A 15,166-nucleotide genomic window follows, 5' to 3' on the forward strand; every position below is an offset into this window, starting at 1 on the left:
GTGATATGATGGGCAAGATTAAAGCATTGCAAACATCACTTGCCAATAAAATTGCGGCGGGTGAAGTAGTTGAACGACCTAGTTCAGTGGTTAAAGAGTTGCTAGAGAATAGTATTGATGCTGGTGCAACTGAAATTAATGTAGAAGTTCAAGAAGCAGGTGTCGCATCTATACGTGTAGTGGACAATGGTTCGGGGATTGAAGCGGATGACTTATCTCTGGTCTTTCATCGACATGCAACCAGCAAACTATACGATGATGATGACTTGTTCCATATTCGTACGCTTGGCTTCCGTGGAGAGGCATTGGCGAGTATTGCATCTGTTGCCAAAGTAACGCTACAAACGTCAACGGATGGTATTGATGGTTATGAAGTGTATGCAGAAGAAGGCGCTATTTTGTCACAGAAACCGGCAAAAGCACGTCAAGGAACGGATATTTCAGTTACAAATCTATTTTATAATACACCAGCACGTCTGAAATATATTAAGAGTTTATACACTGAACTAGGCAAAGTAACAGATATTATGAACCGAATGGCGATGAGTCATCCAGAGATTCGTATGTCGCTTATTAGTGATGGTAAAAAGATTTTACAAACGAATGGCTCAGGGCGTACGAATGAAGTGATGGCAGAAATATACGGTATGAAAGTGGCGCGTGATTTGTTACATATCACGGGCGAAACGAGTGATTATGAAATCGATGGCTATATTGCCAAACCAGAACATTCTCGCAGTAACCGTCATTATATTTCACTCTTTATTAATGGGCGTTATATCAAAAATTTTGTTCTGAATAAAGCTGTTGTAGAAGGCTATCATACTTTGCTGACAATTGGTCGTTACCCAATCGTCTATCTCAATATTAAGATGGATCCGATTTTAGTGGATGTAAATGTTCATCCAACAAAATTAGAAGTGCGTTTGTCAAAAGAAGATCAACTTTATACATTAATTGTTGAAAAAATACGAGAAGCTTTTCAAGATAAGGTGCTTATTCCGAAAAATGATTTGGATAAACATCAACCTAAAAAAGTATTGAAACAATTTGAGCAACAAAAGATGGCTTTTGAAGAACGTCAACAAGCATCGTCTACAACAGATGACAGAGAATATAAATCTGATGACAAAGCGCAACAAACGCCAATTGTCAATGAAACATCAAACACATATACACCAGTGTCTCAAACAGAACCGACACCCGTTGATGATGTACAACATACAGTATCATCACAGAATGCAGAAGCTTCAGATGACTATGAGCAGTATGCACAAGCACAACGCGAAGTTTTAATTGATATGACAACATCGGAAGCGCTAGAAGATGAAACGCCACAATCAGTTAATGAGTCTACTGTTCAAGATGCACCACGGGTACCTTATATGGAAATTGTTGGGCAATTTCATGGCACCTATATCGTTGCACAAAACGACACAGGAATGTTTTTAATTGATCAACATGCTGCCCAAGAACGCATTAAATATGAATATTTTCGTGATAAAATTGGTGAAGTGACGAATGAAAATCAAAACTTATTAATTCCATTGACTTTTAACTTCTCAAAAGATGAACAATTGATTATTGAACAATCACGTCATGAATTAGAGAAAGTCGGTATCTTTTTAGAACCTTTTGGCGGCTATGATTACATTGTCAATAGTTATCCAATATGGTTTCCGCAAGAAGAAGTGGAAGAGATTATTAAGGATCTCATCGAATATGTTTTGGAACACAAAACGGCGAATATCGCTAAGTTTCGTGAAGAGGCAGCGATAATGATGAGTTGTAAAAAGTCGATTAAGGCGAATCATTATTTGACAAAAAACGATATGGCTCAGCTGATAGATCAATTAAGAGAAATGCAAGATCCATTTACTTGTCCACATGGGCGACCTATTATTATAAACTTTACAAATTATGAATTAGAACGATTATTTAAACGTATCCAATAATTGTTAATGAAAGGAATAGCATAAGTGAAACCGCATATTTTACCAGCTATAAGATCTATGAAAGACCTAGAAAAATTGGCTCAAACGGATTATCAAACGTGCGTTTTATTAGATACACATATCGGTCATTTAAAAGGTATCATGCAGTTTATGCAACAACACCAATTACAGCCATATGTGCATATTGATCTAATAAAAGGGATGAGTCATGATGAGTTTGCTTGTGAATATATCATTCAAACGTATCGACCAAGAGGGATTGTCTCAACTAAGATGAAAGTTATTAAGAAAGCGAAAGCATTAGGTGTCGCAACAATATTTCGTGTGTTTATTATCGACAGTCATGCGCTGGAGCGAAGCATTGACCTTATTCAGCGACTTGAACCCGACTATGTCGAAGTTTTGCCTGGTATCGCTGATAAAGTAATTCGACAAATTCAACAACAGACTGGCGCACGCGTTATTGCAGGTGGTCTGATCAGTACTGAAGAAGAAGTACAACGTGCAGTTCAAAGTGGCGCAACGCAGATTACGACGAGCAATCGTAATTTGTGGTAATGCACAATAGGAGAGATGGCTTTACTATTAGTATTGTAGCTATTAGTAAAGCCATTTTTTTGGCTGTTCATCATAAGAAAAATCAACCTAAAAAATAAATTTCAAAAAAATATCAAATATAGTTTGACAGCGCTTTCACATCCCTGTATTATAAATATCAAGTTAATATTAGAAAAGAGACTAAGAGATTTCTGCGTTCGTATTATGTCGATTGGTGTAGTGCGTGTTGTAGTTGTCTCTTTTTTGCTAGGGAGGATCAAGCATGAATATTTATTTAGCAGAATTTTTTGGGACAGCCCTTTTACTTTTGATGGGTGGCGGAGTTGTCGCTAATGTTGTATTGAAAAAGTCAAAAGGTGAAGCAGCTGACTGGATTGTTATTGCTATCGGTTGGGGACTTGCAGTTACACTTGGTGTATATGCAGTTGGACAATTCTCAGGTGCACATTTGAATCCAGCAGTTACAATTGCTTTTGCGATGACAGGTGATTTTCCATGGTCACAAGTGCCAGGTTATATTATCGCACAAATGTTAGGTGCATTTGCAGGTGCAGTATTGACATGGTTGACATACTTGCCACATTGGCGTGCTACAGATGATCAAGGTGCGAAGTTAGGTGTGTTCTCAACAGCACCTGGTATTCGTAACTATATGGCAAACTTCTTAACGGAGATTATTGGAACAGCTGTTTTGATAGCAAGTTTACTATTTATCGGTGCAAACAAGTTTACGGATGGCTTAAACCCATTGATTGTGGGTGCATTGATTGTTGCAATTGGTGTAAGTCTAGGTGGTTCTACAGGCTATGCGATTAATCCAGCCCGTGACTTAGGCCCACGTATTGCACATGCATTATTGCCAATTCATAAAAAAGGAAATAGTGACTGGTCATATGCAATCGTACCAGTGCTTGGTCCAATTGTAGGTGGTATGCTTGGTGCAGTCATCTATCGTCTCGTATTTAAAGGCGTTGTGGATGTATGGACAGTTGTCACAGTCGTACTTGTAGCATGTACATTAGTGCTCGGTCAAATCATGAACAAAAAATCTTCAAGAGATGACATTGCAAAAATTTAACATTAGAATAAAAAATAAATACGAATGCGTTTGGGAGGCATTATATTATGGGAAAATATATTTTAGCAATTGACCAAGGAACAACAAGCTCAAGAGCCATTTTATTTGATAATCAAGGAGAAATTCGTGGTATCTCACAACGAGAATTCAAACAATACTTTCCGAAGTCTGGTTGGGTAGAACACGATGCAAATGAAATATGGACATCTGTCATTTCTGTAATGGCAGCCGTATTGAATGAAAATAATATCTCTCCAACTGAAGTAGCAGGTATCGGTATTACCAATCAACGTGAAACGACAGTTGTATGGGATAAACACACAGGACGCCCAATCTATCATGCGATTGTATGGCAATCACGTCAAACACAACATATTTGTGACCAATTGAAAAAAGATGGCCATGAGGCAACATTCCGTCAAAAAACTGGTTTGTTGTTAGATCCATACTTTTCAGGTACTAAGGTTAAATGGCTTCTTGATGAAGTTGATGGCGCACGTGAAAAAGCAGAGAATGGCGATTTATTATTTGGTACAATCGACTCATGGCTTGTTTGGAAATTATCAGGTGGTCAAGCACATGTTACAGATTACACAAATGCGAGTCGTACGTTAATGTACAATATTCATGAACTCAAATGGGATGATGAATTACTTGAACTACTGGATGTCCCTAAAAATATGTTGCCGGAAGTACGTCCATCAAGTGAAATCTACTGTGAAACGAAAGATTATCACTTCTTCGGTCAAAATGTGCCGATTGCAGGTATTGCCGGTGACCAACAAGCTGCATTGTTTGGCCAAGCATGTTTTGAACGTGGTGACGTTAAAAACACTTATGGTACAGGTGGTTTTATGTTGATGAACACAGGTGAAAAAGCTGTTATTTCGGATCACGGTTTATTAACAACTATCGCATATGGTATTGATGGAAAGGTTCATTATGCCCTAGAAGGTTCGATTTTTGTTGCAGGTTCTGCAATTCAATGGTTGCGTGACGGTCTGCGCATGATACAATCTGCACCGCAATCAGAAGATTATGCCACACGTGTTGATGGTAGTGGCGGTGTGTACGTCGTTCCTGCGTTCGTAGGTCTTGGAACACCTTATTGGGATTCGGAAGCACGTGGTGCAATCTTTGGACTTACACGTGGTACAAAGAAAGAGCACTTTATCCGTGCAACATTAGAATCACTTTGTTATCAAACACGAGATGTTATCGAAGCAATGGCACAAGATTCTGGCATGGATGTTAATAGTTTGCGCGTTGATGGTGGTGCAGTAAAGAATAACTTCTTAATGCAATTCCAAGCAGATCTATTAAATATTGAAGTTGAGCGTCCAGAAGTAAATGAAACAACAGCATTAGGTGCGGCGTATCTCGCAGGTATTGCGACAGGATTCTGGGAAGACCAATCGCATGTAAGCAATCACTGGAAGCTGGAAAAATCATTCGAACCAGAAATGTCTGAAGAGAAGCGTAATCATTTGTATAAAGGCTGGAAAAAAGCTGTAGAAGCTACACAAGTTTTTAAGTTAGACGAAGTAGAGTAACTATGCTATACTAAAATCAAGTTAATAGAAGCACGCGAGAGCAGGAGAGATTTTCGTACAACTTTGATAGTTTGTAGGAGGAGTCTCTCCTTTTTTAGTACAAATAGGAGGTAATTAGTATGGGTTTATCAACATTAAAGCGTCATTCGGTTAAAGAAAATATGAAACAGGGTACTTATGACTTAGTCGTTATAGGTGGAGGTATTACAGGGGCAGGTATCGCACTAGATGCATCAGCACGTGGCATGAAAGTGGCTCTTGTTGAAATGCAAGACTTTGCGCAAGGCACAAGCTCTCGTTCAACAAAATTAGTCCATGGTGGTTTACGCTACTTGAAACAATTCCAAATAGGTGTAGTTGCTGAAACAGGTAAGGAACGCGCCATTGTATATGAAAATGGACCACACGTTACAACACCAGAACGCATGTTATTACCAATGCATAAAGGCGGTACATTTGGTAAATTCTCAACATCTATCGGTTTGGCTGTATATGACTTTTTAGCAGGTGTTAAAAAGTCAGAACGCAAAACAATGTTGAACAAACAACAAACAATGGATAAAGAGCCATTAGTCAAACAACAAGGTCTTAAAGGTGGCGGATCATATGTTGAATATCGTACGGACGATGCACGTTTAACAATTGAAGTAATGAAAAAAGCTGCAGAACAAGGTGCGGACATTATCAACTATGCTAAAGTGACGAACTTCTTGTATGACGATAAACAACAAGTTAAAGGTGTAAGTGTCATTGACCGTTTAGAAAATGATACGTTCGATATCCATGCGAAAAAAGTCGTCAATGCAACAGGACCATGGGTGGATGAAGTACGTCGAGCTGATTACTCTAAAAACAATAAACAATTGCGCCTAACAAAAGGGGTTCATGTGGTTATCGATCAATCTAAGTTCCCATTACAACAAGCAGTGTATTTTGATACAGAAAATGATGGTCGTATGATTTTTGCGATTCCACGTGACGGCAAAGCATATGTTGGTACAACTGATACATTTTATGATAATGACAAGGCGACGCCACTCGTGAACCAAGAAGATCGTGACTATTTAATTGATGCGATTAATTACATGTTCCCAACAGTGAATGTGTCAGATAGTGACATCGAATCTACATGGGCAGGTATCCGTCCGCTTATTTTAGAAGAAGGTAAGGATCCATCAGAAATTTCACGTAAAGATGAAGTTTGGGAAGGAAAATCTGGTTTATTAACAATCGCAGGCGGTAAATTAACAGGCTATCGTCATATGGCAGAAGATATTATGAACTTAGTTGAAAAACGCTTGAAACAAGAGTATGGTGATAAATTTAAAGCGGTTAATACAAAACAAATCACAATCTCTGGTGGAGACGTGGGTGGCAGTGCTAACTTTGAAAACTTTGTTGCTCAAAAAGTAGAAGAAGCACGTAAATTCAATTTAGATTCACAACTTGCTGAATTCTTTGCACGTCGATATGGTTCTAATGTTGATAAGATCTTTGAAATTGCACAAGCAGCCAAACATCAAAACACTGGTTTACCATTGCAAGTTTATGTTGAACTTGTTTACGGTGTGCAACATGAGCTTGTCGTAAAACCAACAGATTTCTTTGTGCGCCGTACGGGTGATATTTACTTCAATATCGATGCGGTAATGCGTCATAAAGATGCTGTGATTGAAGTGCTAGCAGACTTGGTTGGCTACGATGCACATACAAAAGCACAATACAAAGCTGAACTTGAACAGGCGATTGACGAAGCACGTTTTGGTCAACATCAACCTGCAGAAGCATAGAGCATTTATTAAATGATTGTCATATATAAACCATTGATCTGGCTGATTGTCAGGTTGATGGTTTTTATATATTGTAGCGACATATCAAATGCACAAGATGTTGAATGATTGAAACAATAAAGGTAGAAAGCACCTAAACATTACTAAATTGCTGTTTCAGCTCATCACCTTTATATAGTGTATATGGTAAAGTAAAGATAAGAGATACAGATGAAAGGTGGAAGGTTATGATGGTTAAGTACGAAGCAATGAAAATGACAATGACAGATGGTACGAGACTCGAAACAAAAGTAAATCATGCGAATAGAGAAGCGATCGGTATTGTTCATATTTTTCATGGTATGGCGGAACATATGGATCGTTATGAGCCACTAGTTGATAAACTTAACGATTATGGTTACCATGTAATTCGACACAACCATCGTGGTCATGGCAAAGATATTAATAGTATGCGAGGTCATTTTGATGCTATTGACCAAGTTGTGACAGATGCCTATGAAATATTATCGACATTGCGCAAAGATTTTAGCCATGACCTGCCATGTATCATTATCGGTCACTCAATGGGATCTATCATTGCACGTCAATTTGCACAAACTTATCCAAAAGCATTGCAAGGTCTTATATTAAGTGGCACGGGCTATTTTCCAAAATGGCAAGGTTATCCGTCAGTGGCTGCCTTGAAAGTAATTACCCTTTTATTCGGACGGAAAAAGTGTCTAGATTGGGTGAATCATTTGGTAACTGGACGCTTCAACAAGCAGTTCAAGCCACAGCGGACACCGAGCGATTGGATTAGTTCAAATCGTATAGAAGTCGATAAGTACATCAAAGATACATATTCAGGCTTTAACGTATCGAATCAACTTGTTTATAGTGTGACACATAGCATGATGAAAACAGGAGAACTTAAAAATATTCGACGCATGAATCCACATGTTCCAGTGTTATTACTGTCTGGCAAGGATGACCCATTTGGCGAGAATGGAAAAGGTATCCATCGCCTTGCCCGTCAAATGAAAAAAGCAGGCATTAAGCATGTGACTGTTCAAACGTATCCTCATAAACGGCATGAAGTGTTGTTTGATAAAGACTATGAGCGTGTATGGAAAGACATGTTAGGCTGGATGCGTCGTCAAATGATATAAAAAACAAAAGTGAGGGGAACGTATGAGTAACAAAAAGCCCTTTTTAGTTGTGATTGTTGGACCAACTGCAAGTGGTAAGACCGCATTGAGTATAGAGTTAGCCAAAGCCATTGATGGAGAAGTAATTAGTGGTGATTCAATGCAAGTCTATAGAGGGATGAATATCGGTACAGCAAAAATAACAGAGACAGAGATGGAAGGCATCCCACATCATCTTATAGACATATTAGATCCAGACGAGTCATTTTCATCGTATGATTTTCAACAACGTGTCAAACCATTAATAGAAGACATTACAGCGCGTGGAAAAGTACCGATTATCGCTGGTGGCACAGGCTTATATATTCAATCAGTAATATATGATTACCGTTTTGATGATGAAGCGATATCTCCAGAACGTGCGCAACAAGTTCAGGAACAAATGAACATGCTTAAAACATATACAAATGAAGAATTACATGATTATCTTGGTACATTTGATCCAGAATCACAACAAGCCATTCATCCGAATAATCGTCAAAGAGTTGAACGTGCCATTGTCTACTACTTAAAAACAAAAAAAGTTATGAGTAAACGTAAGAAAAGTACCCAGTTGACAGAAAATTATGATACATTAATAGCAGGGATAGAAATGTCGCGCGAAATATTATATCAAAGGATAAATAATCGCGTTGATATCATGTTGTCTCAAGGTTTATTGGATGAAGTGCAAGAACTTATTGAACAGGGGTATGTATCGTGTCAAAGCATGCAAGCTATCGGGTATAAGGAAATGATCCCTGTTATTACAGATGGTATGGATGTAGATGTTGCAACAGAATTATTGAAGCAGCACTCACGTAATTATGCTAAAAGACAGATGACCTGGTTCAAAAATAAATTAAATGTTCATTGGTTAGATAGAGAGAAGATGTCACTTACTTCAATGTTATCTGAGCTCACAACCCAAATAAATAAAAGGAGAAACGAAAATGGTTGAGAAAAGAAACATTCAAGATGAGTACCTTGAAACTTTAAAAAATGAGAAGAAAGAGTTTACGGTCTTTTTGACAAATGGATTTCAATTACGCGGTACATTATATGATTATGATAAATATATGATTGATTTCTTCTCGCAAGAACGACACCATCTAATCTATAAACATGCTATTAGTACGTTTGTAGAGGGAACACAATAGGTTTGAGATGTCCGTAGTGTAAAAAAGAATTTGACAAGTAGAAATCACTATTATAGATGTGTAAGGTTAAGCACACTTGAAGGTGATAAGATATGCTTGTTGGGGGATGTGCACAGTTTACTATTTGGATACACTGTCACAGACACTACTGATTTATTAAGCGAAAATGTATGATTAAACCATATTCGAAAAGCGCCATACTGATATTTAATCGGTATGGTGCTTTTTTGAAGTGACTAATAATGAAAGCAGTATTTTTTATCTGAAACGATGTATCGCTTCAGACGAAAAATAATATTGCTTGATAACATATTTTACAATAATTGTTCAATGGCATCTTTTATTTTTTCAGGTGGTTTTTGTGGAGAATAACGATGAACAATATTGCCATTACGATCCACTAAAAATTTAGTGAAGTTCCATTTAATATTCTCACTAAATAAACCAGATTGATGTGATTTCAAATATTTGAATAGTGGATGGGCATCTTCGCCGTTTACATCAATTTTTTCATGCATTGGGAAAGTCACACCATAGTTCAATTTACAATTCGTTTCAGCTTCTTGACCTGAACCTGGTTCTTGCTTGCCAAATTGATTGCAAGGGAAACCTAGTACCGTAAAACCTTGATTATGGTATGCTTCATAAAGTGCTTGTAAACCACCGAATTGTGATGTAAAACCACATTCACTCGCAGTATTTACAATGAGCAATACGTCGCCTTTATATTGTGCAAGTGGATATGTTAGGCCATCTGTCTTTGTAACTTCGATATCATATAAATGCATATGAACCACTCCTTTACTAATAATATAGCACATTCATGTGTAATAGTCTTAGCGCTTACACTATGTTACAATAAAGCATACGACGCAAAAAGAACGAATGGTGATAGAATGCAAAAGCAACAACCTTATTTAACACAAAAAGAATGTGAAAAGGCAGTATTAGTCGGTGTAGATCTTTATCGTTCTGACTATGACTTTGAACATACGATGTCTGAACTTGAGGCACTTGCTCATACATGTGAATTGATAGTCAAAGGAACGTTTTCACAACGAAAAAATGAGTTGGATCAACGCTTTTACGTGGGGAAAGGTAAACTGCAAGAGATAGAAGATTTTGTTACGTTTCACGAGATTGATGTGTTAGTAACAAATGATGAGTTAACGACAGCTCAATCCAAAAACTTGAATGATAAGTTAGGAATTAAGATTATTGACCGTACGCAATTAATCTTAGAAATCTTTGCGTTGAGGGCGAAAAGTAGAGAAGGTCAATTGCAGGTTGAATATGCACAACTGGATTATTTACTACCGCGTCTGATGGGGCATGGTAAAAGTCTCTCTCGCCTAGGTGGAGGGATTGGAACACGTGGACCAGGGGAGACGAAACTGGAAACCGATCGCCGACATATTCGTACGCGTATGACAGAAATTAAACGTAAATTAATGGAAGTTTCTGCACATCGAGAAAGATATCGTCAAAAGAGGATGCGCTATGATGTGTTTCAGATAGCTTTGGTTGGTTATACAAATGCAGGTAAATCATCATGGTTCAATACCTTAACTGATGCAGGAACTTATGAAAAAGATCAACTCTTTGCAACGTTAGATCCTAAAACACGTCAACTCATATTGAATGAAGGATTTGAAGTTGTGATTTCAGATACAGTTGGGTTTATTCAAAAATTGCCTACTACGTTGATTGAAGCATTTAAATCAACGCTAGAAGAAGCAAAGCAGGCAGACTTATTGTTACATGTTGTTGATACGAGTCATAAAGATTATCGGACACAGTATGATACTGTCAATACATTGATTAAAACCTTAGAAATGGACAATATTCCACAAATTGTAGTGTTTAACAAGCGAGACTTGCATAGCGGCGAAATGCCCGTGACACCTAAGCCAATGGTCTTTGTGTCAGCCAAAGAGAAAGGTGATATCGAAAAGGTTAAAAAGCTGCTTATCGCACAAATGAAGCAACAGATGATTTATTACAGAACAGAAGTGCCGAGTGTCGAAGCAGATAGATTGTATGAATTGAAACAGCATACTTTGGTGACACGCCTAGATTTTGACGAGGCGACTGAACAATATATTGTTGAAGGATACAAAAAACATAGAAAGTAGCGGAAACATGAACGATTTAACAGAAATAATTGAACAAGTAGAACAAACAATCGCACCTTTTTTTAAAGAAATAGAAAAACGTGCTTATGAAAATCAAGCGAAAGTATTGGATGCATTCCATAAAGTAAAGGTTTCTGAATCTGACTTACAAGGGACAACAGGTTATGGTTATGACGACTTTGGAAGAGATCATTTGGAAGCGGTTTATGCTGAGACATTCAAAGCAGAAGATGCACTGGTTAGACCTCAGATTATTTCAGGAACGCATGCCATAACTATCGCGTTACAAAGCTTATTGAAGCCGGGCGATGAGCTTATGTATATCACTGGTAGTCCATATGACACATTATTAGAAGTAATCGGTGTGAATGGCACAGGTATTGAAAGTTTGAAAGAATATGGTGTTAACTATCGAGAAGTATCGTTAAAAGCTGGAGCCATCGATATTGACAACGTTATAGCAGCAATAAATAATAAGACGAAAGTGATTGCGATTCAACGTTCAAAAGGATACGATCAACGTCCATCTATAACAATTGATGAGATCGAACAAGCCATACAGCGCATCAAAGCAGTACATCCGGAAATCATTGTCTTTGTCGATAATTGTTATGGGGAATTTGTTGAAACACGAGAGCCTATAGAAGTAGGTGCGGATGTTATCGCAGGTTCATTAATTAAAAATCCGGGTGGTGGTCTGGCAAAGATTGGTGGCTACATTGCTGGACGTAAAGACTTGATTGAACGTTGTGGTTATCGTCTAACCGCACCTGGTATCGGGAAGGAAGCGGGCGCCTCTTTAAGTGCTTTGCATGAGATGTATCAAGGCTTCTTCCTGAGTCCACATGTAGTGAGTCAGAGTTTGAAAGGGGCATTATTTACGAGTTTGTTACTGGAAAAATGTCATATGCAAACGACACCGAGCTATGATGCAATGCGCACAGACTTGATTCAAACGGTATCATTTGATAATGCTGAACAAATGGTCAAATTTTGCCAAAGCATTCAACACGCATCACCAATTAATGCGCATTTTAGTCCTGAACCGAGCTATATGCCTGGATATGAAGACGATGTAATTATGGCAGCAGGTACATTTGTACAAGGCGCGTCAATTGAGCTTTCAGCAGATGGCCCAATTCGTGCCCCATATGAAGTCTATGTACAAGGTGGCTTGACGTATGAACATGTTAAAATAGCTGTAACACGTGCAGTAGAGGATATGATTAATGAAGGATTGATTAAGCTATAAGGACATAAAAACACCCCCATCTTTTTACGGAGAGGGGGTGTTTATGTTGGAGAATTACAGAGTACTAAAACACAAATATGCAGTAAATGGCAATCAAAACGTATCACTTATACCAAAAATTACAGAGTACTAAAACCACTGATAGCCATAATATCCATCCACATCGGTATCACTTATACCAAAAATTACAGAGTACTAAAACCTCTAGCAACATTATATAACAAGATTTTTGATTTTGCACCAAACAATAAATGCTAAATCACAGTTTTAATCAGTTATCATTTTTCTTTGTAGCCATAAAAACAATGAGAGGCTATTGCAAATAGAAAGTGGTTTGAAAGCATCAGCAGCTCAGTATTTTGATAACTATTTGTTTTGTCTCTGTTGCTAATTGAAACCGAGTAGGTAGAAAAAGGGATGATACTACCTTAATATCAGCATTATTTCAAAATACTCAATATCTTTTTATTCGACACGAGTGTAATTGCATAAAAAAGAATTATCATAGTCGTTTTATATTGGGAATTAAGTACTGATATGCTAATTTCATAATGCTTGTATAATGATTATCAAGTATTAGCTTTTTTAAAGTTATATGTCAGGTTTTCTGACATATTTTTGAAATGAATAAAATTATGTGCTAATGTAAGGACAAGTTCAATTATTCAAGGAGATGCGTAGATGAGCAATGATACAATTCGGCGTAATATGCCAGTATTTCCGATGAGTGTTGTTAGTAAGTTAACGGAATTATCACCTAGACAGATTCGTTACTATGAGACACATGAACTAATTAAACCCTTTCGTACTGAAGGCAAGAAACGCTTATTTTCTTTAAATGATTTAGAGACACTACTTTCTATCAAGCATTTATTAGAAAAGGGCTTCAATATGAAAGGTATTAAACAAATTATGTTAGTAGAAGAAAGCAGTACATTAAATGATGAAGAAGAGCGTTTAAGAAAACAAATGATTGTGGATACAATGCAGAAACCACAACGAGAATCTATCCCACTCAATCGTGGAGACTTATCGCGCTTTTTTAAATAATTCATACTGGGGGATTTAATGCAATGTTAGAGCAAAAGTTTACTAAGGATGATATTAGAAAGTTTGCTGAGGATCAAGATGTTCGTTATTTACGTTTGCAATTTACGGACATTTTAGGAACAATTAAGAACGTTGAAGTACCTATAAGTCAACTTGAAAAAGTTTTAGACAATGAAATGATGTTTGATGGTTCATCAATTGAAGGATTTGTTCGTATTGAAGAGTCAGATATGTACTTACATCCAGATTTAGACACATGGGTAATTTTTCCTTGGACAGCAGGTAAAGGCAAAGTTGCACGCTTAATTTGTGACGTATATACAACTGATGGCGAGCCATTTTCTGGTGACCCACGAAGCAACTTAAAACGTGTCTTAAAGGAAATGGAGGCATTAGGTTTTACAAGCTTTAACTTAGGACCTGAACCAGAATTCTTCTTGTTTAAATTAGATGAAAAAGGCGAACCAACGATGGAATTGAATGACCATGGTGGCTACTTCGATTTAGCACCAACAGACTTAGGTGAAAATTGTCGTCGTGATATTGTACTTGAACTTGAGGATATGGGCTTTGACATTGAAGCATCTCACCATGAAGTTGCACCAGGTCAACATGAAATCGACTTTAAATATGCAGATGCCATCACAGCATGTGATAACATCCAAACTTTCAAACTCGTAGTTAAAACGATTGCGCGTAAGCATAATCTCCATGCGACGTTTATGCCAAAACCTTTATTCGGTGTGAACGGTAGTGGTATGCACTTTAACGTCTCATTATTCAAAGGTAAAGAAAATGCCTTTTATGATGAAAATAGCGATATGCAGTTAACGAAAGATGCGTATCACTTTATTGCTGGTTGTATGAAAAATGCACGTGGGTACACAGCAGTTTGTAATCCATTAGTTAACTCATACAAACGTTTAGTGCCTGGTTATGAAGCACCAAGTTATATTGCATGGAGTGGCAAAAACCGTTCTCCGCTTGTTCGTGTTCCTACTTCACGTGGCTTGTCAACACGTATTGAGATTCGATCAGTAGACCCAGCTGCGAATCCTTACATGGCACTTGCGGTTATTTTACAAGCTGGTTTAGATGGTATTAAGAATAAATTAGAAGTACCAAAGCCAGTGAACCAAAATATTTATGAAATGACACGTGAAGAACGTGAGGCTGTAGGCATTCAAGACTTACCATCAACACTTTACACGGCATTAAAAGCAATGCGTGAAAATGAAGTTGTAAAAGATGCACTTGGCGAACACATTTATAATCAATTTATTAATTCAAAATCAATTGAGTGGGATTATTACCGTACGCAGGTTTCTAAATGGGAAATCGAGCAATACATGAAACAATATTAATCATTAGAACCCTTGAGGCTATTGGTCTTGAGGGTTTTTGTAGTTTAACATTTTTGCACCCACCATATCTAAAAATATTTTTTGGGTGCGAAATGGGTGCAAAGG

At 37.5% G+C, this 15,166-nt stretch carries 13 protein-coding genes; 12 read left to right on the top strand and 1 reads right to left on the bottom strand.

Annotated elements, in window-relative coordinates; genetic code table 11:
- The first annotated feature begins 8 nt into the window (after positions 1-8).
- The 8 genes from mutL to hfq all read left to right on the top strand — a co-directional run bounded on the left by mutL (position 9) and on the right by hfq (position 9,260).
- Positions 9-1,955 (top strand): DNA mismatch repair endonuclease MutL, encoded by a 1,947-nt coding sequence (gene mutL, locus NXS11_RS05370; protein WP_259199616.1) that lies wholly within the window; start codon positions 9-11, stop codon positions 1,953-1,955.
- Between the two features lie 24 nt (positions 1,956-1,979).
- Positions 1,980-2,513, top strand: coding sequence for a glycerol-3-phosphate responsive antiterminator (locus NXS11_RS05375; protein ID WP_259199617.1), 534 nt, complete (start codon positions 1,980-1,982; stop codon positions 2,511-2,513).
- Between the two features lie 262 nt (positions 2,514-2,775).
- Positions 2,776-3,591, top strand: a complete 816-nt coding sequence (locus NXS11_RS05380) for an MIP/aquaporin family protein (RefSeq protein ID WP_259199618.1) — start codon at positions 2,776-2,778, stop codon at positions 3,589-3,591.
- A 47-nt stretch (positions 3,592-3,638) separates the two neighbouring features.
- Positions 3,639-5,144, top strand: a complete 1,506-nt coding sequence (gene glpK, locus NXS11_RS05385; RefSeq protein WP_259199619.1) for a glycerol kinase GlpK — start codon at positions 3,639-3,641, stop codon at positions 5,142-5,144.
- A gap of 119 nt (positions 5,145-5,263) precedes the next feature.
- Complete coding sequence (locus NXS11_RS05390; RefSeq protein WP_259199620.1) at positions 5,264-6,934, top strand: glycerol-3-phosphate dehydrogenase/oxidase; 1,671 nt, start codon at positions 5,264-5,266, stop codon at positions 6,932-6,934.
- 230 nt (positions 6,935-7,164) lie between these two features.
- Positions 7,165-8,082 carry an alpha/beta fold hydrolase gene (locus NXS11_RS05395; RefSeq protein ID WP_259199621.1) on the top strand — a complete coding sequence of 306 codons (918 nt, stop codon included), beginning with the start codon at positions 7,165-7,167 and terminating at the stop codon, positions 8,080-8,082.
- A 22-nt stretch (positions 8,083-8,104) separates the two neighbouring features.
- On the top strand, positions 8,105-9,061 hold the full coding sequence (gene miaA, locus NXS11_RS05400; protein WP_259199622.1) for a tRNA (adenosine(37)-N6)-dimethylallyltransferase MiaA: 957 nt from the start codon (positions 8,105-8,107) through the stop codon (positions 9,059-9,061).
- Positions 9,054-9,260: an RNA chaperone Hfq gene (gene hfq / locus NXS11_RS05405; RefSeq protein ID WP_259199624.1), complete on the top strand. Its 207-nt coding sequence runs from the start codon at positions 9,054-9,056 to the stop codon at positions 9,258-9,260. Before miaA ends, hfq begins: the two co-directional genes overlap by 8 nt.
- 314 nt (positions 9,261-9,574) lie before the next feature.
- On the opposite strand, the gene NXS11_RS05410 is transcribed toward hfq, so the two are convergent.
- Positions 9,575-10,048, bottom strand: coding sequence for a glutathione peroxidase (locus NXS11_RS05410; protein ID WP_259199626.1), 474 nt, complete (start codon positions 10,046-10,048; stop codon positions 9,575-9,577).
- Positions 10,049-10,156: 108 nt separating this feature from the next.
- On the opposite strand from NXS11_RS05410, the gene hflX reads away from it, so the two are divergent.
- From hflX to glnA, 4 genes are all read left to right on the top strand, one after another.
- A complete protein-coding gene (gene hflX, locus NXS11_RS05415) occupies positions 10,157-11,395 on the top strand; it encodes a GTPase HflX (RefSeq protein WP_259199628.1) in 1,239 nt (412 codons plus the stop codon).
- 7 nt (positions 11,396-11,402) lie between these two features.
- Complete coding sequence (locus NXS11_RS05420; RefSeq protein WP_259199630.1) at positions 11,403-12,647, top strand: methionine gamma-lyase family protein; 1,245 nt, start codon at positions 11,403-11,405, stop codon at positions 12,645-12,647.
- A 681-nt stretch (positions 12,648-13,328) separates the two neighbouring features.
- A complete protein-coding gene (locus tag NXS11_RS05425) occupies positions 13,329-13,697 on the top strand; it encodes a MerR family transcriptional regulator (protein WP_259199631.1) in 369 nt (122 codons plus the stop codon).
- A gap of 23 nt (positions 13,698-13,720) precedes the next feature.
- Positions 13,721-15,061 carry a type I glutamate--ammonia ligase gene (glnA, locus tag NXS11_RS05430; RefSeq protein ID WP_259199632.1) on the top strand — a complete coding sequence of 447 codons (1,341 nt, stop codon included), beginning with the start codon at positions 13,721-13,723 and terminating at the stop codon, positions 15,059-15,061.
- The last annotated feature ends 105 nt before the right edge of the window (positions 15,062-15,166 follow it).

This window comes from Staphylococcus americanisciuri (assembly GCF_024814435.1).
Classification (GTDB): Bacteria; Bacillota; Bacilli; order Staphylococcales; family Staphylococcaceae; genus Staphylococcus; species Staphylococcus americanisciuri.